General features: G+C 39.4%; 18 protein-coding genes. 13 read left to right on the forward strand and 5 right to left on the reverse strand.

Features of this window, described 5'->3' with window-relative positions; translation table 11 throughout:
• Nucleotides 1–93: 93 nt before the first annotated feature.
• From B4N43_RS15995 to B4N43_RS16005, 3 genes are all read right to left on the reverse strand, one after another.
• A complete protein-coding gene (locus B4N43_RS15995) occupies nt 94–924 on the reverse strand; it encodes a universal stress protein (protein ID WP_286735560.1) in 831 nt (276 codons plus the stop codon).
• 335 nt (nt 925–1,259) lie between these two features.
• Complete coding sequence (locus B4N43_RS16000) at nt 1,260–3,380, reverse strand: carboxy terminal-processing peptidase (RefSeq protein WP_286735561.1); 2,121 nt, start codon at nt 3,378–3,380, stop codon at nt 1,260–1,262.
• Between the two features lie 208 nt (nt 3,381–3,588).
• On the reverse strand, nt 3,589–4,692 hold the full coding sequence (locus B4N43_RS16005) for a tetratricopeptide repeat protein (protein WP_286735562.1): 1,104 nt from the start codon (nt 4,690–4,692) through the stop codon (nt 3,589–3,591).
• A gap of 313 nt (nt 4,693–5,005) precedes the next feature.
• Here B4N43_RS16005 and B4N43_RS16010 point away from each other — a divergent pair, with 313 nt between their 5' ends.
• A complete protein-coding gene (locus B4N43_RS16010; RefSeq protein WP_286735563.1) occupies nt 5,006–6,286 on the forward strand; it encodes a replication-associated recombination protein A in 1,281 nt (426 codons plus the stop codon).
• A gap of 189 nt (nt 6,287–6,475) precedes the next feature.
• Complete coding sequence (locus B4N43_RS16015; protein WP_286735564.1) at nt 6,476–7,984, forward strand: S41 family peptidase; 1,509 nt, start codon at nt 6,476–6,478, stop codon at nt 7,982–7,984.
• 249 nt (nt 7,985–8,233) lie between these two features.
• Here the strand turns inward: B4N43_RS16015 and B4N43_RS16020 are convergent, their stop codons facing one another.
• On the reverse strand, nt 8,234–8,539 hold the full coding sequence (locus tag B4N43_RS16020; protein ID WP_286735565.1) for a hypothetical protein: 306 nt from the start codon (nt 8,537–8,539) through the stop codon (nt 8,234–8,236).
• Nucleotides 8,540–8,557: 18 nt separating this feature from the next.
• Nucleotides 8,558–10,036 carry a hypothetical protein gene (locus B4N43_RS16025; RefSeq protein WP_286735566.1) on the reverse strand — a complete coding sequence of 493 codons (1,479 nt, stop codon included), beginning with the start codon at nt 10,034–10,036 and terminating at the stop codon, nt 8,558–8,560.
• Between the two features lie 237 nt (nt 10,037–10,273).
• On the opposite strand from B4N43_RS16025, the gene B4N43_RS16030 reads away from it, so the two are divergent.
• Genes B4N43_RS16030 through B4N43_RS16080 form a run of 11 tightly spaced genes read left to right on the forward strand, consistent with a single transcriptional unit; the run spans nt 10,274 to nt 23,842 of the window.
• Nucleotides 10,274–12,802, forward strand: a complete 2,529-nt coding sequence (locus B4N43_RS16030; protein WP_286735567.1) for an SLBB domain-containing protein — start codon at nt 10,274–10,276, stop codon at nt 12,800–12,802.
• A 4-nt stretch (nt 12,803–12,806) separates the two neighbouring features.
• Entirely contained in the window at nt 12,807–13,886 is a 1,080-nt protein-coding gene (locus B4N43_RS16035) for a lipopolysaccharide biosynthesis protein (protein ID WP_286735568.1), read from the forward strand.
• Between the two features lie 14 nt (nt 13,887–13,900).
• Nucleotides 13,901–14,929 carry a UDP-N-acetylglucosamine 4,6-dehydratase (inverting) gene (gene pseB / locus B4N43_RS16040; RefSeq protein WP_286735569.1) on the forward strand — a complete coding sequence of 343 codons (1,029 nt, stop codon included), beginning with the start codon at nt 13,901–13,903 and terminating at the stop codon, nt 14,927–14,929.
• Between the two features lie 9 nt (nt 14,930–14,938).
• Nucleotides 14,939–16,117 (forward strand): UDP-4-amino-4,6-dideoxy-N-acetyl-beta-L-altrosamine transaminase, encoded by a 1,179-nt coding sequence (gene pseC, locus B4N43_RS16045; protein ID WP_286727549.1) that lies wholly within the window; start codon nt 14,939–14,941, stop codon nt 16,115–16,117.
• Nucleotides 16,107–16,985: an aldo/keto reductase gene (locus B4N43_RS16050; protein WP_286735570.1), complete on the forward strand. Its 879-nt coding sequence runs from the start codon at nt 16,107–16,109 to the stop codon at nt 16,983–16,985. The genes pseC and B4N43_RS16050 overlap by 11 nt, the downstream gene beginning before the upstream one ends.
• Nucleotides 16,967–17,716 (forward strand): glycosyltransferase family protein, encoded by a 750-nt coding sequence (locus tag B4N43_RS16055; RefSeq protein WP_286735571.1) that lies wholly within the window; start codon nt 16,967–16,969, stop codon nt 17,714–17,716. The genes B4N43_RS16050 and B4N43_RS16055 overlap by 19 nt, the downstream gene beginning before the upstream one ends.
• Nucleotides 17,716–19,026, forward strand: a complete 1,311-nt coding sequence (locus B4N43_RS16060; protein WP_286735572.1) for an aminotransferase class III-fold pyridoxal phosphate-dependent enzyme — start codon at nt 17,716–17,718, stop codon at nt 19,024–19,026. The genes B4N43_RS16055 and B4N43_RS16060 overlap by 1 nt, the downstream gene beginning before the upstream one ends.
• Nucleotides 19,027–19,041: 15 nt before the next feature.
• On the forward strand, nt 19,042–20,049 hold the full coding sequence (locus tag B4N43_RS16065) for a GNAT family N-acetyltransferase (protein ID WP_286735573.1): 1,008 nt from the start codon (nt 19,042–19,044) through the stop codon (nt 20,047–20,049).
• Nucleotides 20,039–21,076: a pseudaminic acid synthase gene (pseI, locus tag B4N43_RS16070; protein WP_286735574.1), complete on the forward strand. Its 1,038-nt coding sequence runs from the start codon at nt 20,039–20,041 to the stop codon at nt 21,074–21,076. The genes B4N43_RS16065 and pseI overlap by 11 nt, the downstream gene beginning before the upstream one ends.
• Nucleotide 21,077: 1 nt before the next feature.
• Nucleotides 21,078–22,334, forward strand: a complete 1,257-nt coding sequence (locus B4N43_RS16075) for a hypothetical protein (RefSeq protein ID WP_286735575.1) — start codon at nt 21,078–21,080, stop codon at nt 22,332–22,334.
• Nucleotides 22,331–23,842, forward strand: a complete 1,512-nt coding sequence (locus B4N43_RS16080; RefSeq protein WP_286735576.1) for an oligosaccharide flippase family protein — start codon at nt 22,331–22,333, stop codon at nt 23,840–23,842. The genes B4N43_RS16075 and B4N43_RS16080 overlap by 4 nt, the downstream gene beginning before the upstream one ends.
• The last annotated feature ends 9 nt before the right edge of the window (nt 23,843–23,851 follow it).

Below are 23,851 nucleotides of genomic sequence, written 5' to 3' on the forward strand. Positions count from 1 at the left end.
GCAATTTAGCATACATTGCGGCGTTTTTGTCGTATAATTTGTTTCTATTGGACAACGAGTCCATCGCTGTGGATATGTACAAAGTACAGATTTCTACGATCTATCCATGGGAATAACCAGTAAGTTGGCCGCGCCATTCCAGGCTATTTTTTTAGAAATGCTTGTTTTGAATAGGCTCGCTAATAGTCCTTGCTTTTTATGGAATGAAAGTATGAGATCAATATGTTTCTCTTTGGCATATTCTTCAATACCTAGTGCAATATCATCATGGCTGATGTAGTCATAAATCGGATGATATTTATCTAGGCGTTCATGGAGGTGCTTTAATTCCTGTGCCAAGTCTGCGGCTGAACCTTCTTTTTTAGCAACATTCAACACATACAATTGTGCATTGAACGTATCTAACACCTGATCTAAATTGAATAAATCCAGTTTTCTGTCTACCTCCTTCAGATCGGTTGTCGCCAACACATTTTTGGGGACGGCAGGATTTACCTTATGGGAAACGATAAGCATGGGCTTAATGCAGATGTCCATCAGTGTAATAGCATTACTTCCGACCAAGATCTTAGCAAAACCTGTTTGTCCGGTGATACCCAATGCGACAAGGTCAATGTCGTGCGATTTACACATGTCATTGACTCCCAATGGCAGATCAACATCTTCCATCTGATGTGTTAGTTCCACTTGTGGAGGGAACAATAATCTAATTTGGTCAAACCATGCTGTCAGTTCTTTCTCTTTAACCTCTTTTACCTCATCATTAACAATGACAATAGGTTCGTTATTGACAATGGTAACACTGTTGTACGTATGGTAGATAATAACCTTTTGCGTTTTCCAGGCTTCTGTACATAGGGCTACTTGTTGTGCTGCCAGAAGAGCATTTTCTGAAAAGTCAGTTAACAGGAGGATACGTTTCATGATGTTCTTTTTTATACGTTTAACTTCTATAACCTGGTTGGTGCATCCTGTCCTGCAAAATCTTTAGCGTATGAGCTATGGGAATCATTCGGACTTTAAGCAGTACCGGTATATTACTAAAACAATGAATGTAGCGATAAGTTACAAAGAAAACGTGAATTTAATGTTAAACTCTCCCTATTGTGATGAGGGTCATAAAACCTTCATGACTTCGTAAGGCACGAACAGCGATAAAAGCGAACTGAAGGTTCTTTCTGGCCAATAAGATCAGACACTTTCAGAAAAAAAAAGGCAACCGCGATTACGATTGCCTTTTTTAAGAGAGAGTATACGTTCTATTTTTTTGCTTGAAAGTTGATGATATAATCGGTCATCACTTTGGCACTTTCATCTTTCACAAAGTCAAGATCGATTTTAGGTTGGGACTTACCTTCCTCCCAAGCTGGTTTACCCTGCAATTTCAATAAAGCGTTGATGCGGTCCCTATTTTTCTTGAGGTTGTCATCTTTCTCTTTCTTGAATTTGTTTAATTCCAATGGAATTTTAACATCCTCATCTTTTTGAGCTTCTTCAATATCTTCTTTCAGATACTTATATTCCAATGAGTTTTTAATGCGTGCCTCATGCATTGCTTCTAATTTTTTGTCAACAGCACTTAGATCAGCTACTTTTTTGAAATTGCTCGATTGAATCTGATCCCAAGGAAGCGCTGATTTTTCTGAGCTCTCGCCAAATTTCTCTGCGGAGAACTGTGAAGGGAATACGATATCTGGTGTAACCCCTTTATGTTGTGTACTGCTACCGTTTACACGATAGAATTTACCTAGTGTGATATTGATCTGTCCATATTGAGGAGCACCTTCTGGGGTGTCCGGATCTTTTTCACCTGAGGCCTTTAGCAATAAGCGGCTGGTTGGGCTGATAACGCGTGACATGTCGATTGCCGATTGCACTGTTCCTTTACCATAACTTTGAGATCCCAAGATAATACCTCTTCCATAATCCTGGATCGCTCCAGCAAAGATTTCAGAAGCCGAAGCCGAGAAGCGGTTGATCATGATGCCCAATGGACCATCCCAGGATACACCCGCGTTTTTATCTTCTTCGACATCGATGTTATTTTTTGTGTCTCTTACTTGTACAACTGGACCTTTGTCGATAAATAAACCTGTTAAATCAATGGCTTCCGGTAAGGAACCGCCACCATTGAATCGTAAATCGATAACCACAGCATCTACTTTTTCCTGTTTCAAGGTGTCTAAGATTAACCTAACGTCTCTCGTTGTGCTCTTATAGTTTGGATCGCGTCTTCTGTAAGCTTCAAAATCCATGTAGAACTTCGGAATATTGATGATACCCACTTTGTACGTTTTTCCGTCTGATCCTTTAACGCTCGTAATTTCTTTTTTCGCAGACTCTTCTTCAACAACGATTTTCTCACGTACTAAAGATACAATGCGCGGATGAGAGTTCATGGGCTGACCAGCAGGTATAATTTTCAGGCGGACAATGGTTCCTTTTGGACCTTTGATTTTTGCTACGGCTGCATCAAGTCTCCAGCCAATAATGTCTTCGAATTCACCATCTTTTCCTTGGGCTACAGCGATGATTTTATCATTGACATGAATGCTCTTGTCTTTGAATATTGGTCCACCGGGGATAATTTCAAAGATGCTTACCGCTTCATTATCGATCGATAATCTTGCACCGATCCCTTCAAACGTATTGGCCATTCCCTCATTAAACGCCTGGGCAAAGGATGGGTTAAAATAGGACGTATGTGGGTCAACAGCATCGGTCAATGCTTGCATGACCACCTGAAAAGCATCGTTTGCGTTGGTTTTTTTGGCCTGAGAGATCAAATTGACGTAGCGTTTTTTTAATGTTTCTACCTGTTTGGTTCGCGCACTGTCGGTCGATTTACCACTGGCAGTTTCTAAGTTCAGTAGGTCGTATTTTACGCGTTTACGCCATTGGTCGTTGGCTTCATCTGCCGTTTTAAACCAGCCCAGTTTTTCACGATTAGGTTGGTAATACTCATCCTTTGTATAATCCTGTTTCTTGTCAATTTCTGAAAGCGCATATTGCATTCTGTCCAGGTATCTCTTCGAATAGACATTAAAAATATGGAATGCCGCAGAAAGATCTCCATTTTTGATATCCTGCGCAAGATTGTTTCTGTACGCTTGAAATTCATCAACATCCGCTTGAAGCAAATAATTTTTTCCTTGATCCAAACTTTTGATCAGATTATCGTATATGATGCCCGATATCGAATCATTCATTTTGACCTTTTTGTAGCTCGCATTTTCCAATAATCCAGAGACTTCTTTAGCGATAATTTGATGTTGTGTGCTTGGTTTAAGCCCTCCATCATCAGGAAGCGCTACCCGTGGTTTTGAACCACAAGAAACAATGGATACAACAAAAAGTGCAAATATGAGTTTCCTAAACATATTTTCGACGGTTTTAATAATCATTTTTATTTAAAAAATATTCAGCTCTTATTGATAAGCGTGCTAAATTTAGTGAAATTCGTAACACATTATCGCAGAATCTAAAAATTTATTTGATTTATCCTTCAATATTTACAAAAAGCTTAAAATCTCTTTGTAGACGGCTCTTTCAACAGACCACTAGAAGGGGTAGATTGTTTTAAATGTTTCAATTGTACAATTCATTTTTCAACTGCGTATAGGCTTTGTAGGTCTGATCAGCAGCTGGATAATCTTTTAGCACAAGATATACTTCACCAAGTTTGTCCAATATAGCCAGCGACAGTTGTTTATTATTTTCATCTGAAGCCAATTCAGCCGCCTGCACAAATTCTTTGATCGCCACCTTATAATTTCCATCTTTTTGCTTGGATGAGGCCAGCAAGTATTCGATTTCAGCGAGCTCGCTATATAGTTTTTTTGCATTGGCCAAGTCGCGAGCCTGTAGCAGAAACCACTGAGCCTCGGTAAATTTATCTTGCTTAAAATAAATTTCAGCAAGCATTTCCCATGCAAAAATCTTCCCCTCATAGGCTTTGGCCTTATTGAGTAAAGGGATCGCACTGCGGATAATATTGTTTTCGGCAGTTTTATAATTTCCCTGACCGGCTCGTGCCATAGCAATTAGAAGCCAGGCGTTGGCTTGGTCTGCATAGCTTTTGCTCTTCATGGCATAGGTATGATAATTTTGTGCGCTCTCTTCAGCACGTACAAAGTCTCCACGATACAGCTGGAAATTGCTGATGTTCATATTAATGGTAGCAATATCATCCCTGTTATCGGTACGATTTGCCAAGGAAAGCGCCTGATATAGAAATTTTGAGGCATTGCTGCTATCGTTATTTTTAATTGAAAATAGGGCTGCTTCATTGGCAAGCGCATAGCCAGCAATCCAGTTTTCAGCTTTTATTTGCCTCTCTATAGCACTATCCCAGCTATTTGCCGCAGTGGGCATGGGGTTCATCAAATATTGAAAATGGCCCACGTTATTGGTGCTCCGCAGTTGCAATAACAGTCGCTGGAGCAGGAGCTGCCTAGCAATTTCTTTGCTGAAAGACTTCTTGTGTGCATAATTGTCTGCTAGTATTTCATTGGCCGTTTTTGGAGGTGGTAAAAAATAGACCTCTGGACCGATACCTTTAAAGGAAGCATCGTATTGTTTTATTGCGCCCGTATAATCTTTGGCGGCATCCTGTGCGATTACCTGACCTGGTATATTCGTGAATGCAGTCAAAGCGGTAACTATAGCAATCCAGTATTTTGTCATTCTCATAAAATATTACGTTATTATTAACGTCTACATAAATTTAGCTAAAGGACAATTTGAGCAATCTACTACTTCATTCGATAAACCTGTACGGTCGGTTATGCGCTGCCAAAAGCAATTTACATATATCATAGCGCAAATATGACGAAAAATTGTGTGAAAAAATGTTAAAGTAATATCGAACGGCGAATGATGACCCTCAAAACTATGCGTGTGAAAGCTTGATGCTTATCGCTTTGCAGAAGTCTTCATCGAAAAGTTTGGATGAATAAAGCTAAAATATTTAGTTGCTATGCCGTTTAATTTTTAACTTTGTGTTATGGCGACACGAATTCCATTAGCAGAACGACTTAGACCGCGGCAATTGAGTGATTATGTGGGACAACAAAATATTGTGGGCCCAGATGCGGTACTCTATCATGCGATCCAGCAAAAAAATATTCCATCCATGATTTTGTGGGGACCTCCCGGGGTTGGGAAAACAAGTTTGGCCTTGCTGATCGCAAGAGAGCTCGACCGGCCTTTCTTTTCATTAAGTGCAATTCAGGCAGGGGTGAAAGATATTCGTGAAGTTATCGAAAAAGCCGAACGGCTGATGAACTTCAACCAAGATCAACCCATTTTATTTATTGATGAGATTCACCGTTTTTCCAAGTCGCAGCAAGATTCACTTTTAGGGGCTGTTGAACGCGGGCTTGTGACACTGATTGGTGCAACAACAGAAAACCCATCGTTCGAGGTCATCTCCGCATTGCTCTCGCGTTGCCAAGTGTATGTATTGGAACATCTTTCGGAACAAGATCTGATTGGATTAATTCAAAAAGCATTACATGAAGACGAATATTTACAGAAACAAGCGATTGTTGTCGAAGAATATGAGGCCTTGTTGCGGTTGTCTGGTGGCGATGCGCGTAAATTGTTGAATGTTCTCGAATTGGTTGTGAATGCTGCTGTACTGCACAAAGAGCCAATTACAAATGCTTTTGTTTTGAAGCAGGTACAGCAAAATATGGCCATTTATGATAAAGCGGGTGAGCAGCATTACGATATAATTTCGGCCTTTATTAAATCAATCCGGGGGTCTGATCCGAATGCCGCGGTCTATTGGCTTGCACGGATGATCGAAGGCGGGGAGGATCCATCCTTTATTGCACGGAGGTTGTTGATTTTAGCTTCTGAAGATATTGGCAATGCCAATCCGAATGCCTTGTTGTTGGCGAACAATTGCTTTCAGGCTGTCAATGTTATTGGGTGGCCCGAATCACGTATTATTCTTTCGCAAACGGTTATCTATTTGGCGACTTCAGTTAAAAGCAACGCTTCCTATGAAGCAATCAATAAAGCGCAGGCCTTGGTGAAACAAACTGGTGATCTGTCTGTACCGCTGCATATCCGTAATGCGCCGACCAAATTGATGAAGGACTTAAATTATGGGGCCGAATACAAATATGCACATGCCTATCCGGGAAACTTTGTCGTTCAGGAATTTCTGCCCAAAGAAATTAGTGGCGTCAAATTGTATGAGCCTGGGCAAAATTCACAGGAGGAAAAATTGAGACAGAGTTTACGGGACAAATGGAAAGAGAAATATAAGTATTAAATCAATATGTTATAAAAAACGGGCTTGGCGGGTATTTTTTGATTTTGTTAAAACTATCTTATGCCTTTGCTTGTTCTCCTAACGTTTTTCAATAGGTAGTAAACACGCTGGCACTCCCCATGGTCAGCGTGTTTTTTTTATTGTGGATCGGAGTAAATTATTTATGTTTGTTTTACAAATGTTTCAACTATGAACGTAGCGCCATTAAAACAAACAGGACGTCTGGCTATCCTAGCACTGACTGGACTTTTAGTTTTTTCTTGTAAAAAGGATAGCCCTGAACCTGAGCCTGAGCCTGAACCCGAACCAGTGGAGCGTACCGAAGCGCAGCTGATCAAAGATGATATCTATAAGTATTATAAGTTATATTCACTTTGGGACAAATCCATTCCTGATTATACCAGTGATCCTTCTCAATTCACCGATAAATATGGCTCAGCAGATTTGGTGCTCGACGCATTGAAGAAAATGACCCCAGCACATGCTTCTTATTCAGGAGGTGTATTGGACCGGTTTTCCTATATGTTGGGGCTAGATGGTTATAATACCGGAACAACAGCTTCTGGCAGGCTTAAAATGGATACGAACGACGGGTATGGCATCTATGTGCAATTGGGAACTGAAGATGGGAAGACAGCACAGCCTATCATCTATTTTGTCGAGGGCGGATCGCCTGCCCAAAAAGCGGGTTTCAGACGGTCTGATTTTATTACAGCTGTCAACGGCGATTCCGACTACTCCATTGCTGTTACCTGTACAGCAACTGGCTGCAGCATTGATGATGCCAGTGCTCGGGACAAGATGATGAACAAACTGAATGCAGCCTTGGACGCGGGTACACTTAAACTGCAGGTTAAACATCAGGACGGGACAACGATGAGCGAAGATCTTACTTACGCCAATGGTTATACGATCAATCCAATTTATAAAGATGAGGTCTACACCTACAATGGCAGTAGTGTTGGTTATTTGGCCCTGTCTTCGTTTGAAGAGATTGGCAGCAGTGCGACCAACAAAAAGAATATGGACGATGCCTTTACGAAGTTTCAAACTGCCGGTATTAAGAGCCTGATTGTTGATCTGCGTTACAATGGAGGAGGTTACGTCGAATCCTCCGTGTATGTTGCCGATAAAATCGCTGGAACCATCGGTGCGGATAAGCGATTGATGTTGACCTATGATGTAAACGATTACATCAAAAATGATGCACAGCTCAGCAAGGAATTTGCAAATACCTATTTCAGTGGGAGCAGTAGTCTCAATCTGACTAAGGTTTACTTTCTTGTGAGCGAAGGTACTGCCTCAGCGGCAGAGATGTTGATCAATGTGCTCAAACCACATCTGACCGTCGAGGTGATCGCTTCGGGTAGCCGAACCTACGGTAAGCCTGTAGGATTTTTTGAAGAAGTGATTCGTAATAAAGTCTCCTTTTGGCCAGTATCCTTTATGCTCCGCAATTCAAAAGGTGTATCTGAGTATTGGGACGGACTTAGTCCCGATAAAAGTAATGTTGATGATTATGTTTTTGTCGACTTTGGTGATAAAAAGGAGACGATGCTGGCTACGGCATTGAATGATGCTTTGCCCGGTATCACAACTAAGGCTGCATTGAATACTGTGAGCAGCAAAAGCCGCAGAAGCATTAGCCAAGGGCTGGTCAATCCCCGTCCCGAGCGCGGCATGTTCAAGAAACGCTAATCAAAAAAAGCTATAAAAAAAATCCCCCAAAGGTCTCGTCGACAAATGGGGGATTTTTTATTTCATTTCTTCGCACGTTCTTCGTATTGTGTTCGGACCGCGTTCGGGGCTGATGAATACGTATAGAAATTTTGTGCAGGTACTGAACAGATAATTCCTGTTCGGGATCTGGTCAAGGTCTGTTGCCTATTGGGTCAAAGTCTGTCCGCATCCGAAGCAGGTACGAACAAAGTACGAATCTGATCCCTTTTATTCGTTCGAAAAAAGATAAGAATGGCACAGTTCTGCTGCGGCAGCATCGCGTAAGCATTTTAAGTAGCCAACAGGAGCCTGAGCGATGATTTTTTCCAAAATGGTATTCATGTTGGAAAACAATTCCTTGTTCCACCGGATAGAAGTACAGCTGGGTAATACCGCGATAAAGCCTTTCGGTCCGGACTGCCACTCAAACTCATTTACTGGAGCCCGCTGCAGGCGTACAACGTCCTGCAATGTTAACTTCTCATTTTTATAACAAGGCGTTTTTCCGCTCCACGGAGTCCCATAAATGTCCACTCTTTCCGCTGTGATTCTTTACTCTATACCCAGAGCGCGAAGCAGCTTCTTCTTTTCATCCGAATCTTTTAGCGCATGGACATGATACTTTGCATCTAACAGGTTTGCGGCAGATTTTTTAGCGAGATAGCGATCGACATAGTGTGTTGCATGTTGCCGTATAAATCTGCGGCAGTCTATATTAACACTGATGCCTTTTTCAAAATTGCCATAGGTGAGCCCCGTTACAGCATCATTTGACGAGATGGATTTGATGCTATTTTTGTCTAATCCGCTGATATTTAATGTTAGCGCAGGGTAGTAGAAATCCGCTTGATTCGGTAATTTGACGTTCACGATCAACTTATTTCCATCGATCCGGCTGCTGATTAGGCTATTTTGTCGGTTATAATTGTATTCATAATACTCCTCTTGCGAAGGAAACCACAAGATGTCCTTGCCGTCTTTCCCATAGGTATCATTGAGCCAGAGCAGAAGCTGCGCCCAGTCCTGATCCGTTTCGTGCACACCAATATGGACTGCCTCGCGGTTACCCACATTTTTTGCGGCAGCATCGTTGACCAGCTTTTCTACCTCAGCAGCGCGATTGACAAATACCCGGGCCAAGGTCTTTTGGTTTAGGGACGAATTGACCTGATATGGGATGAGCTTATCGGCAGCGGTCTGCGCCGTCATGGTCTGAATCGCTGGAAACCCAAGTGCCGCTTGGAGGTACGATTTATTTCCATTGGGCTCGGCCAAAAACTTCATGTTTCGCCCATTCAATCGTTTTTTAGTGATTTGTTGTGCCAGGTCAAAATGCTTGATTAGCGAGTCCACATTATTGACTGCGGCGGTATTGAGATCGTGGAATGCAATGGCATTGCCATCGTTAAGCATTTCGATCACATTGTTCCACCGGAGACCAGATTTCATATAAAAGCGGAAGAAGTTTTCCGTAAAGCCTTTCTTTACTACTGTCGGGTCGTTCATAAACGTCCATTCCGGCGCCAGGGTGGTTGTAAAATGGAACCGCACTTCATTGCCAAAACCATCAGTACTGCCTAGTGTTTTGCCCAGCAGAAAGCTGTTTGGCGGCATATCATCGGCTTCCAGGTGCTCAATATCAAAATAATATTTTCGTTTTATGTCCGAGCGGTCTATCGGTTTGCCGTTGACGGCTGCCCAGGTCATGCTGAATGCCGATTGTTTACAGTCGTCCTGTGTGAGCATAAACAATAAGCTCTTGTTATATTTTAGGGGTGGAATACTTACAGTGGGGGCTTGGGATATTTCCTGCCCCGGTTGAAACTCGATGATAATTTCCGCTTCTTGTCCGGTCTTTTCCTCACCAAAAGGATACGCATACCGGTTTGCATTTTCGCCATTATCGGGAGGTGATACTTCTTTTCCATCTTCGCTCTTACTGCCTTGGTAAAGATCTTTTTTTAGGCAAGAAAACAATAGACCACATCCTAACGTAATAAGAATAGCTTTTGTGTAAATAATTTGGCGCATGCGCAAATATAAGCCTTCTTAACGGATTAGCTATTTCGTTAAATAAAAAAAATAATGCGATGGTTGCCCGCTACCCAATTGTGTAGCAAAAGGAATAGTTTTTACGTTTTTTACAATATACTTTTTCAAAACCTCGTTGAATAACAAATGAATTGCCCTAGAAAAGCCGATTCAGGAAATATTTCAATCATTTAATTAAATAGTTTTACTAATTTTGCGGCAAATACCGCGGTGTCGATGAAAAGAATAATAATATGGTTATGCATAGCAGGGCTTGTGGGTACAGTACACGCACAGACCAATCCTGCCAATATAAAAGTAGACAATCTAAGTGACGCACAGATCGAACAGTATGTCAAACAGGCCGCTTTGATGGGGTACGACGAAAGTCAGTTAGACGGTTTTGCTCGCGCGCAGGGCGTTTCAGCTGTCGAAGTCCAAAAATTAAAAGAACGTCTGGCGAATATCAAACGTAAAAAGCAGCAGCCAAATACGTCAGCAGGATCTTCCGGCCAATCGCGCAATACGCGCAGCAATGGCCGTCAGGTGGATGGTTACTCCAATCCAGATTCCTTACAACGCAAGCAATTAAATCAACGCGACTCCAGTGAAAATGAAGAAGGAAAGCTAAAAATCTTTGGTTCAGATCTTTTTAGAAATAACGCGATTACCTTTGAGCCGAACTTGCGTATGGCTACACCGAGCTCTTATATTATTGGTCCTGATGATGAGATTCTGTTAGATATTACAGGCGATAATGAAGCCTCTTATAAGCTTCCAGTAAGTCCCGATGGAACAATTAAAGTAGAATATGTGGGTCAGATCAATGTGGCCGGATTATCCATTGCTGCGGCAAAAAGTAAGATTGAGCAACGTTTGAGCGGGACTTATCCAGCGTTACGCTCCGGAAGAACCCAAGTGAGCGTCAACATCGGTAATATTCGCACCATTCGTGTGACCTTGACAGGGGCTGTTACTAAGCCGGGAACTTACAGCCTGCCTTCCTTGGCGACTGTATTCAATGCATTGTATGCCTCTGGCGGACCGAATAAAAACGGAACTTATCGTAAAATTCAGGTGATTCGTGGTAATCGTGTGGTGAGCACGATTGATGTCTATGATTTCTTGGCGAATGGCATACAACAAGGTAATATCCGTTTACAAGATCAAGATATCATTCATATCCCGGTTTACGGAGCCAGAGTACAATTTGAGGGCGAAGTGAAGCGTCCCGCCATTTTTGAGACCGTACCCGGAGAATCCCTTTCCGATATCTTGCGTTATGCAGGCGATTTTACCGAAAATGCCTATAGTGCAAAGGTTAAAGTTTTACAGACTACAGGACGTGAGCGCAGTGTACAAGATATCTACGCCGACCAATTTGCAAACTACACGCCCAAAAGTGGCGATCAATATATTGTAGAACCTATTTTGGATCGTTTTGCCAACCGTATCAGTGTATTAGGGGCCGTATTTCGTCCCGGCATATTTGGTTTGGAGCCAGGTATGACGTTAAGACAAGTGCTGGAGATGGCCGATGGCGTTCGTGAGGACGCCTTCTTGGAACGCGGCATCATCAATCGTCTTAAAGCAGATAATACCTCCGAATTGATCAATTTCAATGTACGCGATGTCCTTGCTGGAACTGCAACCGATATTCCATTAAAACGAGAAGATAAGATTGAGATTTCGTCCATCTTTGATTTAAGGGACGAATATAAATTCACTGTTCAAGGCGAGGTACGATTTCCCGGGGAATTCCCTTTTGCGAGCAACACAACTTTAGGTGATGTTATTCAGAAGGCAGGGGGGCTTACCGAAACTGCAAAAAATGCCCGTGTAGAAATTGCCCGTCGTATTCAGAACCAAGAGGTTACTGATCATCGATCTTCCAAAACAATTTTGGTGGATATTAAAGATGGTGTGCTCACAGATCCCAATATGACATTACAACCTTATGATGTTATTTCCATATTAGGCGATGCGGGTTTCCGAACACAACGTCAGGTCAAAATCGAAGGTGAGGTACTATATCCCGGTTTCTATACGATTGCACGTGAAGATGAACGTATTTCGGATATTATTAAACGTGCGGGAGGGCTTACACCCTATGCTTATACCGAAGGAGCTTCCCTGAAACGTACCGGTATGTCTAAATTGAAAGAACAAGAGAAGAAAGAAAAGGAGCGGTTGAAGAAAGAATTGGAAAAATACGACCTCGATGAAGATGGTAATAAAAAAGATGCTAGCCTAGATAAAGATCCTGACAAGAATAATGATGATTCCAAAGCAAAAAGTGCAGCTTTAGCAAAGGTTTCCCAAACTGGAGTGTCCACATCAGATATCGAGCCGAGTGACCTAGTAGGTATTGAATTAAATAAAATTTTAGAAAAGCCTTATGAAAAGGGTGACCTTCTCGTTCTAGACGGCGATATTATCACCGTGCCAAAAGAGCTAGAGACCGTGAAAGTTGTTGGTGAGGTCTTGAATCCAAACAACGTTGTGTATGTCAAAGGCAAGAGCTTAAAGTACTATGTCAACCAGGCAGGAGGGTTTACCGACAATGCCTTGAAAAAGCGTGTATTCGTTCAATATGCAAATGGTGCTGTAAAAGGCAAAGATGGGGGGTATCCAGAAGTTAAACCAGGGGCTGAGATTGTCGTGCCTAAACGGGCTCCGAGAGAACGTATGAGTGCGCAAGGCTGGGTTGGATTAGGAACAGGTATTGCTTCTTTGGCGGCTATTATAGTTTCTTTATTACGTTAATAAAATGAACCAAAAAGGTAATCATAGTGAAAGAGTAGCTTCTGACGAAATTTCAATTAAGGAGCTGGTTTTCAAGTTAAAGAAACCATTTAAATATCTAATATCTAAATGGTATATCTTGGTAATAACGGGGATCATTGGTGGGGCAGCAGGTTTTTTATTTGCTAAAAACAAAAAAACTACTTACACCGCGACAACCACATTCGTACTAGAGACTGGAGAACAAGGAGGTGGATTAGGCCAATATGCCGGTGTTGCAGCGATGGTAGGGATAGACTTACAGGGTGGGGGAAACGGTATTTTTCAAGGAGACAATCTTTTGGAATTGTATAAATCCAAAAAAATGATTGAGGCTGCTTTACTTCAAAAAACAAGTACAGAATCTCACAAAACACTTCTGGATCAATACCTCAATCAGGAACATATTAAAGAAAATTGGATAAAAAATTCGCCCGATCTTCTAAAAATAAATTATAATAATATAACACAACCGGATAAACTATTACAAAGAAAAAGGGATAGCGTTGTTACTGCTATAGTATCCGATATTAAGCGGAATGCACTTGACGTTGGAAAGTTAGATAAGAAATTGTCTCTATTAAAAATTGCGGTAAGATCAGATGATGAATCTTTTGCGCAGGAATTGAATATCTCATTAGTCGACCAAGTGAATGATTTTTATGTCCGGACAAAAACCAAAAAGTCTCTTGAGACAGTTAAAATTTTACAGAATAAGGTAGATTCTGTTCGATCGGTGATGAACGGTGCAATTTCATCAGCTGCAATTACAGTCGACCAGACCCCCAACTTAAACCCCACTAGGCAGGCCCAGAGAACTGCTCCAGTTCAGCGATCTCAATTTTCTGCAGAGACAAATAAAGCCATCTTAGGCCAATTGGTTCAACATTTAGAAATGTCGAAAATGAATCTTTTAAAGGATTCTCCTCTGATTCAGATTGTGGATGAACCGAGATTGCCCTTAGAAAACGACAAGATATCTTCGCTTAAAGCTGCTGTAATAGCCTTTATTGTAGGCGCATTTATAGCAGGGTTAGCCCTTTTATTTAAAGGGATTATCAAATAACAGAATAATTCGTAATGAATGAAATAACCATGAATTTAGCAAATAAATCAGTACTAATTACAGGAGGAACTGGATCTCTTGGCAAAGCATTAACGAAACACATCTTGCAACAATATCCAGAAGTAAAAAGATTGGTGATTTTTTCCCGAGATGAGCAAAAGCAGTTTCAAATGGCTCAAGAATATCCAGAATCGCTATACCCGCAAGTACGTTTTTTTATAGGGGATGTGCGAGATAAAAGTAGACTTGTGCGTGCGATGAAAGGGATTAATTATGTAATACACGCAGCAGCAATGAAGCATGTGCACATTGCTGAATATAATCCAGATGAATGTGTCAAAACGAACATTCATGGTGCTCAAAATGTAATTGATGCCTGCCTGGAGACAGAAGTTGAGCGTGTAGTAGCGCTATCTACTGATAAAGCGTGTGCTCCTATTAACTTATATGGTGCAACAAAACTAGCTTCAGATAAATTATTTGTTGCTGCAAATAATATCAAAGGAAATAATCCAATCCGGTTTTCTGTGGTTAGATATGGTAACGTTATGGGGTCTAATGGTTCTGTAATTCCCTTTTTTATCAATAAGAAACAAGAAGGTATTTTGCCTATTACAGATGCAAATATGACGAGGTTTAATATATCACTTAGTGGTGGTGTCGATATGGTCATGCATGCACTTTTTACGGCATGGGGAGGAGAAATATTTGTGCCTAAAATATCATCTTATAAGATTATGGACGTTGCTGAGGCAATAGGTCCGGAATGTGAGCATAAGGTGGTTGGCATTCGACCAGGGGAAAAGATACATGAAGAAATGATAACACCGTCCGACTCCTTTAATACCTATGATTTGGGTAAATACTATGTTATACTTCCTGCTGTTACAAATTGGAGTTTATCTAATTTTATTTCAACATTTAACGCTGTGAAAGTTGAGCTAGGTTTTAAATATAATTCTGGTGAAAATACAGATTGGGAAACGGTTGATTCTTTGAGGAGTTTAATCGTTGAGCATGTGGATCCAAGTTTTACAATATAATTTTTAATTATGGCGATACCATACGGAAAACAGCATATTACACAAGAAGATATCGAGGTTGTTATAGAAACTTTGCAATCTGATTTTTTGACGCAAGGACCAAAAATCCTAGAATTTGAAGAAGCTTTTGCAAAATATGTCGGTGCAAAGTATGCAGTTGCGGTAGCCAATGGAACTGCAGCTCTACATTTATGTGCTTTGGCTTTGGATGTTAAGGAAGGCCAAAAAGTGATCACTACGCCTATTACCTTTGCCGCCTCCGCAAATTGCATCCGTTATTGTGGCGGAGATGTTATTTTTGCTGATATAGATCCAAAAACCTATTTATTGGATATTAATTCCGTAAGGGAATTGCTTGAAGCTGCTCCAAGGGGTACGTATACTGGAATAATTCCTGTTGATTTTGCAGGCAGGCCAGTAGATTTAGAGGCATTTAGAATGCTAGCCGATGAGTTCGGTTTGTGGATTATTGAAGATGCTTGTCATGCTCCAGGGGGATATTTTATTGATTCTAAAGCTAATAAACAGCTTTGTGGCAATGGTGTTTTTGCCGATTTGGCAATCTTTTCATTTCATCCGGTCAAACACATTGCTTCGGGAGAGGGTGGAATGATAACAACTAACGATGAATCTTTATATCGTAGGTTACTTCAGTTGAGAACGCATGGAATCGTGAAAAACGATGATTCTTATCAGAATTCGATCGAATTCGCAGGCGGAAAAGATTCATACCCACAATGGTATATGGAAATGCAAATACTGGGTTATAATTATCGAATCACTGATTTTCAGGCGGCATTAGGTAATAGCCAGTTGAAACGAGCGGAGCAAGGACTTGAAAGGCGAAAGGAAATAGCCTCGATCTATAACAAGGCTTTTGCTACTAATCCGAATATTAAAGGGCAGTCCGGTGAAGTTGATGGACATGCGTATCATCTGTATGTTATTGAAGTCCCTAAAAGGAAAGAATTATACGATTATTTGCGTACCAACGATGTGTTTGCGCAGATTCATTATATTCCTTGTCATTTAATGCCGTATTATAGGCAGTTAGGCTGGAAAGAAGGTGATCGACCTAACGCTGAAAAGTATTACAAACAATGTATTAGCTTGCCAATGTATCCGACGTTAACACAAGAGGAACAGCAACTTGTTATTGATCTTATTGCAAAATTTTATGCTGAATAAGCTAATTTTAGGAACAGTTCAGCTCGGCTTACCATACGGTATTAACAATGCACATGGACAAATCACACTAGCTAATAGTTTGACATTGTTAGAGGAAGCATTCAAGTCAGGAATTACATTCTTGGATACGGCCGAAGCTTATGGTAATGCGCATGATATTATCGGCCTATTCCACCGTAGGAATGCCGCTACACGTTTTAATATACTAACAAAGCTGCCGCATGAGTTTACGGAGCAAATTGACGAAAAAGTTGAAAGGTATCTTGATCAGTTAGAGGTCGATAGCCTGTATGGTTTTTCTTTTCATTCTTTTGCCTCTTATAATCGTAGGATAAAAGAAGTTAGTAGACAGCTTCGTAAATTGAAAGAAAAGGGACAAATTAATAAGATAGGTGTTTCAGTTTATACAAATGAAGAAGCAATAAAATCGATTGAAGATCCTTTAATCGATTTCATCCAGATACCGTATAATCTTTTTGATAATTGCCATCTTCGAAATGAGGTTTTAGAAAAGGCCACAAATTCGGATAAAGAGATCCATACGCGATCCTGTTTCCTACAAGGCCTGTTCTTTATGTCTCCTGAAAATGAAAATCCGGTTGCAATAGCTTTAAAAGAGGAGTTGTCGGTTATTAATGATATTGCTGAGAGGTACAACATATCAATACAAGATTTGGCTCTCCATTATACTTTTAAAAACAGGATGATCAATAGCGTATTAATAGGGGTAGATAGTTGGGAACAATTGCTGCAGAATATTGTAAGTTTACAACGAAGGGTCCCAAAAGAAGCGTTAATGGAGGTCGAACGAATTAAAATAAAAGATATAGATTTAATTAATCCTACATTATGGAACAAGCTAAAGTAGTATTGATTACGCAGGCTCGTACAGGTAGTACCAGGTTGCCAGGTAAAGTGCTGATGGAAATTGATCATGAGCCGCTGTTGATCATACATTTAAATAGGATAAGAAAGGCGCATAGAGTCGATAAAGTAATCGTTGCAACAACAGATAATACAGCGGATAATATAATAAGGGATATTTCCGAGCAAAATAATTTTTATTGCTTTGCTGGTTCTGAAAATGATGTTCTTGATCGCTTTTATCAAAGTGTTAAAAATGAAAGACCCACATGGGTCGTAAGAGTTACATCAGATTGCCCACTTATAGACCCAGATTTAATAGATGCAGTGATTTCTTGCGCATTAGTGAACGATGTTGACTATTGTTCGACTGGAATTATAGAAAATTTTCCCGATGGACAAGATGTTGAAGTCTTTAAATTTAGCGCCTTGGAAAGCGCATGGGAGAAAGCGTCATTACTGTCTGAAAGAGAACATGTAACTCCTTATATTCGGAATTCTAAAAATGGATTTACATGTTTAGATTTCCCTTGTTCGGCAGATTATTCCAAAGTGCGCATGACTGTGGATGAACAGGTAGATTTTAAAGTAATTGAGCAGCTAATTTTAGCACTTGGGAAGGACGCTTCTTGGTTAGATTACACGAAATATTTATTAAATTCTAGTATTTCTGATCTAAACGCAGGGATTATTAGAAATGAAGGTTATCTCAAATCATTAAAAAACGATATATAATGGGAAAAGGACAAGAATTATATAAAAAGGCAAAAACTCTTATCCCTGGAGGAACAATGCTGTTGTCAAAAAGACCGGAAATGTTTTTACCTGATTTTTGGCCGGCATATTATTCTAAATCCAAGGGTTGTCAAGTTTGGGACTTGGATGGTAATATGTTTTATGATACTTCTTTAATGGGAGTCGGTACAAATACGTTGGGATACGCCGATAAAAGGGTAGATACAGCTGTAGAGGCGATTGTTGCTGCTGGAAATATGACTACTTTAAATTGCCCAGAAGAAGTCTATTTAGCTGAAAAATTAATTGAGATTAATCCATGGGCTGATATGGTGCGTTTCGCTAGAAGTGGTGGTGAGGCAAATGCTATTGCTATCCGAATTGCACGTGCGGCTTCGGGTAAAGATAAAGTGGCGATTTGCGGATATCATGGATGGCACGATTGGTATCTTTCGGTGAATCTAAATGAGCAGGGGGATGACCTTTCAAACCATTTACTGTCAGGATTAAGTGTAGCGGGAGTTCCTCAGCACCTCAAGAACTCAGTTTATCCTTTCATGTATAATGATTTTGATGAATTGTTGAACATCGTAAACAAACAAGATATAGGCGTAATAAAGATGGAAGTCGTGCGGAATTTTGGGCCGACAAATGACTTTCTTCAAAAAGTCCGTGACTTAGCAACAGAGCGAAACATTGTTCTAATATTTGATGAATGCACATCCGGGTTCCGAGAAACATATGGGGGGATATTTAAAAAGTACGGTGTTGAACCGGATTTGACAGTATTTGGAAAAACAATCGCTAATGGATATGCATTAACAGCAATCGTTGGAAAACGTGCTGTTATGGAAGCGGCTCAAGGAACATTTATTAGTAGTACTTTTTGGACAGAAAGAATTGGACCGACAGCTGCATTGGCGGCCCTTAAAGCCATCGAAGAAGAAAGATCTTATGAACAGATTACCATGATAGGAAAAACTATTCAAGAAGGTTGGAAAAAGCTAGCAGATCTACATAATTTAAAAATTACAGTTTCAGGTATTCCGGCTTTAAGTACTTATTCTTTTGATAGTTCAAATGCATTGGTATATAAAACATTCATCACTCAGGAAATGTTAAAGAAAGGATTTCTGGCTAGTACAAATTTTTATGCATGCATCAGACATTCTGAAGAAATAATTGACCAATATTTTAATGAGCTTAATGCGGTATATAAGCGAATAGCTACGGTAGAAAGCGATACGGATAGTGTTGAAAATCTCCTCGAAGGCGAGGTGTGTCATGCTGGATTCAAACGATTGAATTAGTAAAATAATAAAGTAATGCAAAAGTACTTTAAGGCTTTAGAAAATCAGGTTTTTGCAATAGGGCGTCATTCCTTGGTGCCAATTAGATTTGAAGATCGAATGGAAATTATGAAGTGGCGTAATGAACAAATCTACCACTTAAGACAAGATAAAGTACTGACGATGCAAGATCAAGATAGCTACTTTAGAAATGTTATCGATAAATCATTCGATGAAAGTCAGCCACCGCAGCTTTTGTTCTCATTTTTGGAGGATAATCGATGTATTGGTTATGGCGGGTTGGTGCATATCAATTGGGTCGATAAGAATGCAGAGATATCTTTTATAATAAACACCCAACTGGAAGAGCAACTTGCTTATTATTGGCATTTATATTTACAATTGATTGAAAAGGTTGCTTTTAATGATTTGAAATTACATAAAGTATATACCTATGCCTTTGATGTGAGACCTCAATTGTATTCTATTTTATTGCAATCTGGGTATGAAGAAGATGCTAGATTAAAAGATCACTGTCTTTTCAAGGGTAATTATATCGATGTTTTGATACATTGTAAAATCAATGGTGCTTTTCACTTTAGGAGAGCGCTTTATACTGACGTTAATATTACATTTAAATGGGCAAACGACCCCTTAGTTAGAAAATTTTCACTCACACAGTCTCCAATAACATGGGAAAGTCATTTGGAATGGTATAGAAAAAAAATAACAGATAATAACTGTGCTTATTTTATAGTAATGTACGAAAACATACCCATTGGATCGCTGCGGTTAGATGTCAGCAATACTGTGGCGACAATTAGTTATCTTTTGGATCCTATTGCCCATGGAAAAGGATTGGGGACGAAAGTTCTAAAAGCTGCACAAGAACTATGTACGTTTTTTAATATAAACATTGAAAAGCTCTGCGGTGTTGTTAAAAAGGGAAATATAGCATCTATCAAGATCTTTGAAAAATTAGGATACCAAAGTGAAGAAAATCTAGATACTTATCATTTTGAGAAAAAATTAAATGCAAATTAAGAATTTTAAAATAGATAGTGAGAGTGCTGTATTTATAATCGCAGAACTTTCAGCTAACCATAACGGGAATTTGTCTACAGCCTTGGAAACAGTGCGAGCAGCAAAAAGGGCTGGGGCGAATTGTATTAAGTTACAAACATATACAGCCGATACTATAACAATAGATTCTCGGAAAGATGATTTTTTAATAAAGGGAACTATTTGGGAGGGACGCAATTTACACGATCTTTACAAAGAAGCATATACACCGTGGGAATGGCATAAAGAGATTTTTGATCTTGCCGAAAAAGAAGGACTTATTTGTTTTTCATCACCTTTCGATCCGACATCAGTTGATTTTTTGGAATCTTTAGATACACCCGCTTATAAAATCGCATCATTTGAGATAACAGATATCCCGTTGATAGAGCTGATTGCTTCGAAAGGAAAGCCGGTCATTATTTCTACAGGGATTGCTTCAAAAGAAGACATTGAACTAGCCTTGGATGCATGTTATCGTATGGGAAATACTGATATTGCCTTGCTAAAATGCACATCTTCTTATCCCGCTCCTATTGAAGAAGCGAATATGGTAATGATCAAGGATTTTGCTGATAAATTCGGTGTGATTACGGGGTTGTCGGATCATACAATGGGGGCTACAGTACCAATTGTTGCGACTTGCTTTGGCGCCAAAATTATTGAAAAGCATTTCATTCTTGACCGTTCAATAGGTGGACCTGACGCGTCATTTTCAATGAACGAGCAGGAGTTCACCGATATGGTAAAAGCTGTACGCGAGGCAGAATCAGCAATAGGGAAAGTGACTTACGACTTGACAGATAAACAAATTAAAGGCAAAGATTTTTCACGGTCGTTATATTTCGTAGAAAACGTAGCTGAGGGAGATTTGATCACAACGGAAAATGTGAGGTCCATTCGTCCTGGATTTGGATTACATCCGAAATATTTATCAGCAATATTGGGGAAACATGTGAATAAGGCTCTCGAAAAGGGAACGAGGGTTAGTTTTGATGATATTTATTAAAATGCAAAAAGGTAATCATTATTTGAATTCGATTTCTACTGAACTCGCTGAACAGGAACTCTACGACATATTTTTATATGAGAGTAATGGGATTCTTTACAATTATGGCGACCATCAGAAGGGAAACGTTTATAGCCGATTTAATTTGCTCAAAAGTCTTGCTACCCGATGGATTCTGAAGATCAAATCAGTGGTTTCAGGGACTTTAATGACGGAACCTACGGATTTAATTATTAGTAATGCATATGTGACGGTGCCCCTCGGAGCTAGGATAGTGGCCCCACCGTGGTCTGCGTCGTTCAGAAACAACGTTTATCCTGGAAATGTTTATAAAACGATTAATGCAATTAATAAAGTCCGTAATGAGCGGAGCTTAAGGGCAATTTATAGTAAAGAATTTCATAATCTTATCAAAGCGTATAAGCGGTGTATTGAAGAGTTTGTAAAAAAAAATAAGTTAAAGGCTGCATTTTTTCCAAATGATTTATCATTTTATGAAAATTTGACGATTCATACACTTAATGAAATCGGCATTCCCACGTTTGTGTATTTGCATGGCTTACCTGCGCGATATAATCGTATTGACGATAATCGCGCAAAATATCTGGTTGTTTGGGGAGAGGGTATAAAGAAAAATTATGTAGATGCGGGTGTAGATCCGGATAAAATTTTAACATTAAAGCATCCCGTTTATCACAATTTTCAGTTCACATCCTTACGATCATCCTTAGACAACATTTTGGTATTGACGAAAGCAATCAATGGTACCCCCAGTTCCTCAGATTTCCTCAATTTGCCTAATCGTTCGGTATCGTTAACTTATCTTGAAAAAGTTAAAAGTATATTGGGGAAGGTTGGTGTAAAGAAAGCTAAATTAAGATTACATCCTTCCGAGAATACTGATTTTTATAGAAGGAATTTAATTGACGATTTTTTTACCATAAGTGAAGATTCTAAAGAGGATTGCCTCAAAAACGCATCTTTAGTGGTTGGCCCAACATCTACGATGGTATTGGATGCGATACTTGCCAATGTAAACTATATATTATTTGATCCAGTTGAAAACGACCTTACGTTAGAAGGTTTGAAACTCGTCTCACCTTTTGACGGTAAATCTTTTATTAAACTTACAGTCACTGAAGCTGATTTTGTAGCAAATTTTACTCATCCTTTGGATAATATAAATAAAGATCTTTTAAACGATTATTTCGAAACGACTTGTGAAAATCAGGCACTTATTAACCTGGTAGGGGCATGAAAGGGATATTAAAAATCTATTTTTGGCAGATACTCTCCTTGGTGTCGGGATTTGCCACGATGTTTATCGTTACACCTTATCTGTCATCAAACCAAAATTATTTCGGCATTTATAGTTTCGTTATCTCTTTAAATTTATTTTTGTCATATGCGGATTTTGGTTTTTTATCAGCGGGCATAAAATATGCGGCCGAAGCATTTATTCAAAAAGATAAAGAACAGGAATATAAAATTTTAGGCTTTGTCTTGTTCATTATGTTCACCATGTTTGCTCTTTTTGCGGTAATGATTTTCTATAGTTACCTAAACCCATCAATCGCCCTTAAGGGGATAGAATCGGCAGATGAGCTTCAAGTGGCAAAAGATCTTTTGTTGATATTTTTGGCCTCTTTGCCGATTACTCTTTTGCATCGGATCATCCAGCTTATTTTTAATATCAGGCTCGAAGATTTTAAATACCAGCGCGTTTACGCCATCGTTAATTTAGTAAAAATAGGAATAGCTGTAATTTTATTTCATTTTTTTGAATATCCAATTGTCACGTATTATTTTATTTTTCAATTGTTAAATCTCGTTGTCGTTCTCATTGGATTTCTTTTAGCAAAAAAAGATTACGACTATAATTTTAGGCTTTTCTTTAAATATTGCAAATTCAATAAGGTGATTTATAGTAAGATTAAGGGACTAGCCTACGGTAGCCTGATACTGACAATTTCATGGGTTTTATATTATGAAATAGATAGCGTCGTTATCGCAAAAATAGCGAGTTTGAAGGACGTTGCGCTATTCAGTGTATGTCTGAGCTTGATGACCTTTGCAAGGTCACTTTTCGGGATTATATATAATCCTTTTTCTGTTAAATTTAATCACTATATTGGTTTAGGATCAACAGATAAACTAAACGCAGCTTATCGCACTGTCATTTTATTTGGTGTCCCTTTGTCTATTTTTGCAACGCTAATTGTGGTATTCTCAATGGACAAGTTAATTCTCCTTTGGGTTGGTAGCCAATATGAACCAGCTATTTCGATCATCAAGATAATGTTTTTGATATATTTATTTAATTTTGTTACTTCTCCAGGAGGAATAGCCGTAGTAGCTAAAAATAAGTTAAAAGAAATGTACTTTGTTAGTCTATTCTTGCCGCTAATCTATTGGGTCGGAGTAGTTTTCAGCTTCAACCGCCTTGGGATACTTTCTTTTGCAATTTTCAAACTTGTAGCATTTGCCTTGTATGCTATTTTTTATTTATATTTTAGTAGCAGATATATGGCCGTTGACTGGAAAGATTTTGTATCCAAAAATGCTATTGGAATTGTATTGGGAGTAGTTATCATAGGGGTAATATCGTTAACCATTGGCCCGCTTTTGCCTGTAAAGAAAAGTGTGGCTCACTTGCTAATTTATTTTTCATATGTTGGCGGGCTTTTTATGCTCGCCTGTTTGGCTTTTTTTGCTTTTAGTAAAGATTTTAGAAATTCACTCACCAGTATGTTGGCGAGAAGATAATTTTTTAAT

It is taken from the genome of Sphingobacterium sp. UBA1897 (assembly GCF_002337775.1).
GTDB lineage: Bacteria > Bacteroidota > Bacteroidia > Sphingobacteriales > Sphingobacteriaceae > Sphingobacterium > Sphingobacterium siyangense.

What these genes read in the sequence shown, in the direction of transcription:
- B4N43_RS16025 (WP_286735566.1), bottom strand. Translation starts at nt 10,036, where the DNA reads ATGCGCCAAATTATTTACACAAAAGCTATTCTTATTACGTTAGGATGT.
- B4N43_RS16030 (WP_286735567.1), top strand. Translation starts at nt 10,274, where the DNA reads ATGAAAAGAATAATAATATGGTTATGCATAGCAGGGCTTGTGGGTACA.
- B4N43_RS16015 (WP_286735564.1), top strand. Translation starts at nt 6,476, where the DNA reads ATGAACGTAGCGCCATTAAAACAAACAGGACGTCTGGCTATCCTAGCA.
- B4N43_RS16075 (WP_286735575.1), top strand. Translation starts at nt 21,078, where the DNA reads ATGCAAAAAGGTAATCATTATTTGAATTCGATTTCTACTGAACTCGCT.
- B4N43_RS15995 (WP_286735560.1), bottom strand. Translation starts at nt 924, where the DNA reads ATGAAACGTATCCTCCTGTTAACTGACTTTTCAGAAAATGCTCTTCTG.
- pseB (WP_286735569.1), top strand. Translation starts at nt 13,901, where the DNA reads ATGAATGAAATAACCATGAATTTAGCAAATAAATCAGTACTAATTACA.
- B4N43_RS16050 (WP_286735570.1), top strand. Translation starts at nt 16,107, where the DNA reads ATGCTGAATAAGCTAATTTTAGGAACAGTTCAGCTCGGCTTACCATAC.
- pseI (WP_286735574.1), top strand. Translation starts at nt 20,039, where the DNA reads ATGCAAATTAAGAATTTTAAAATAGATAGTGAGAGTGCTGTATTTATA.
- B4N43_RS16005 (WP_286735562.1), bottom strand. Translation starts at nt 4,692, where the DNA reads ATGAGAATGACAAAATACTGGATTGCTATAGTTACCGCTTTGACTGCA.
- B4N43_RS16060 (WP_286735572.1), top strand. Translation starts at nt 17,716, where the DNA reads ATGGGAAAAGGACAAGAATTATATAAAAAGGCAAAAACTCTTATCCCT.
- pseC (WP_286727549.1), top strand. Translation starts at nt 14,939, where the DNA reads ATGGCGATACCATACGGAAAACAGCATATTACACAAGAAGATATCGAG.
- B4N43_RS16080 (WP_286735576.1), top strand. Translation starts at nt 22,331, where the DNA reads ATGAAAGGGATATTAAAAATCTATTTTTGGCAGATACTCTCCTTGGTG.
- B4N43_RS16010 (WP_286735563.1), top strand. Translation starts at nt 5,006, where the DNA reads ATGGCGACACGAATTCCATTAGCAGAACGACTTAGACCGCGGCAATTG.
- B4N43_RS16055 (WP_286735571.1), top strand. Translation starts at nt 16,967, where the DNA reads ATGGAACAAGCTAAAGTAGTATTGATTACGCAGGCTCGTACAGGTAGT.
- B4N43_RS16000 (WP_286735561.1), bottom strand. Translation starts at nt 3,380, where the DNA reads ATGTTTAGGAAACTCATATTTGCACTTTTTGTTGTATCCATTGTTTCT.
- B4N43_RS16065 (WP_286735573.1), top strand. Translation starts at nt 19,042, where the DNA reads ATGCAAAAGTACTTTAAGGCTTTAGAAAATCAGGTTTTTGCAATAGGG.
- B4N43_RS16035 (WP_286735568.1), top strand. Translation starts at nt 12,807, where the DNA reads ATGAACCAAAAAGGTAATCATAGTGAAAGAGTAGCTTCTGACGAAATT.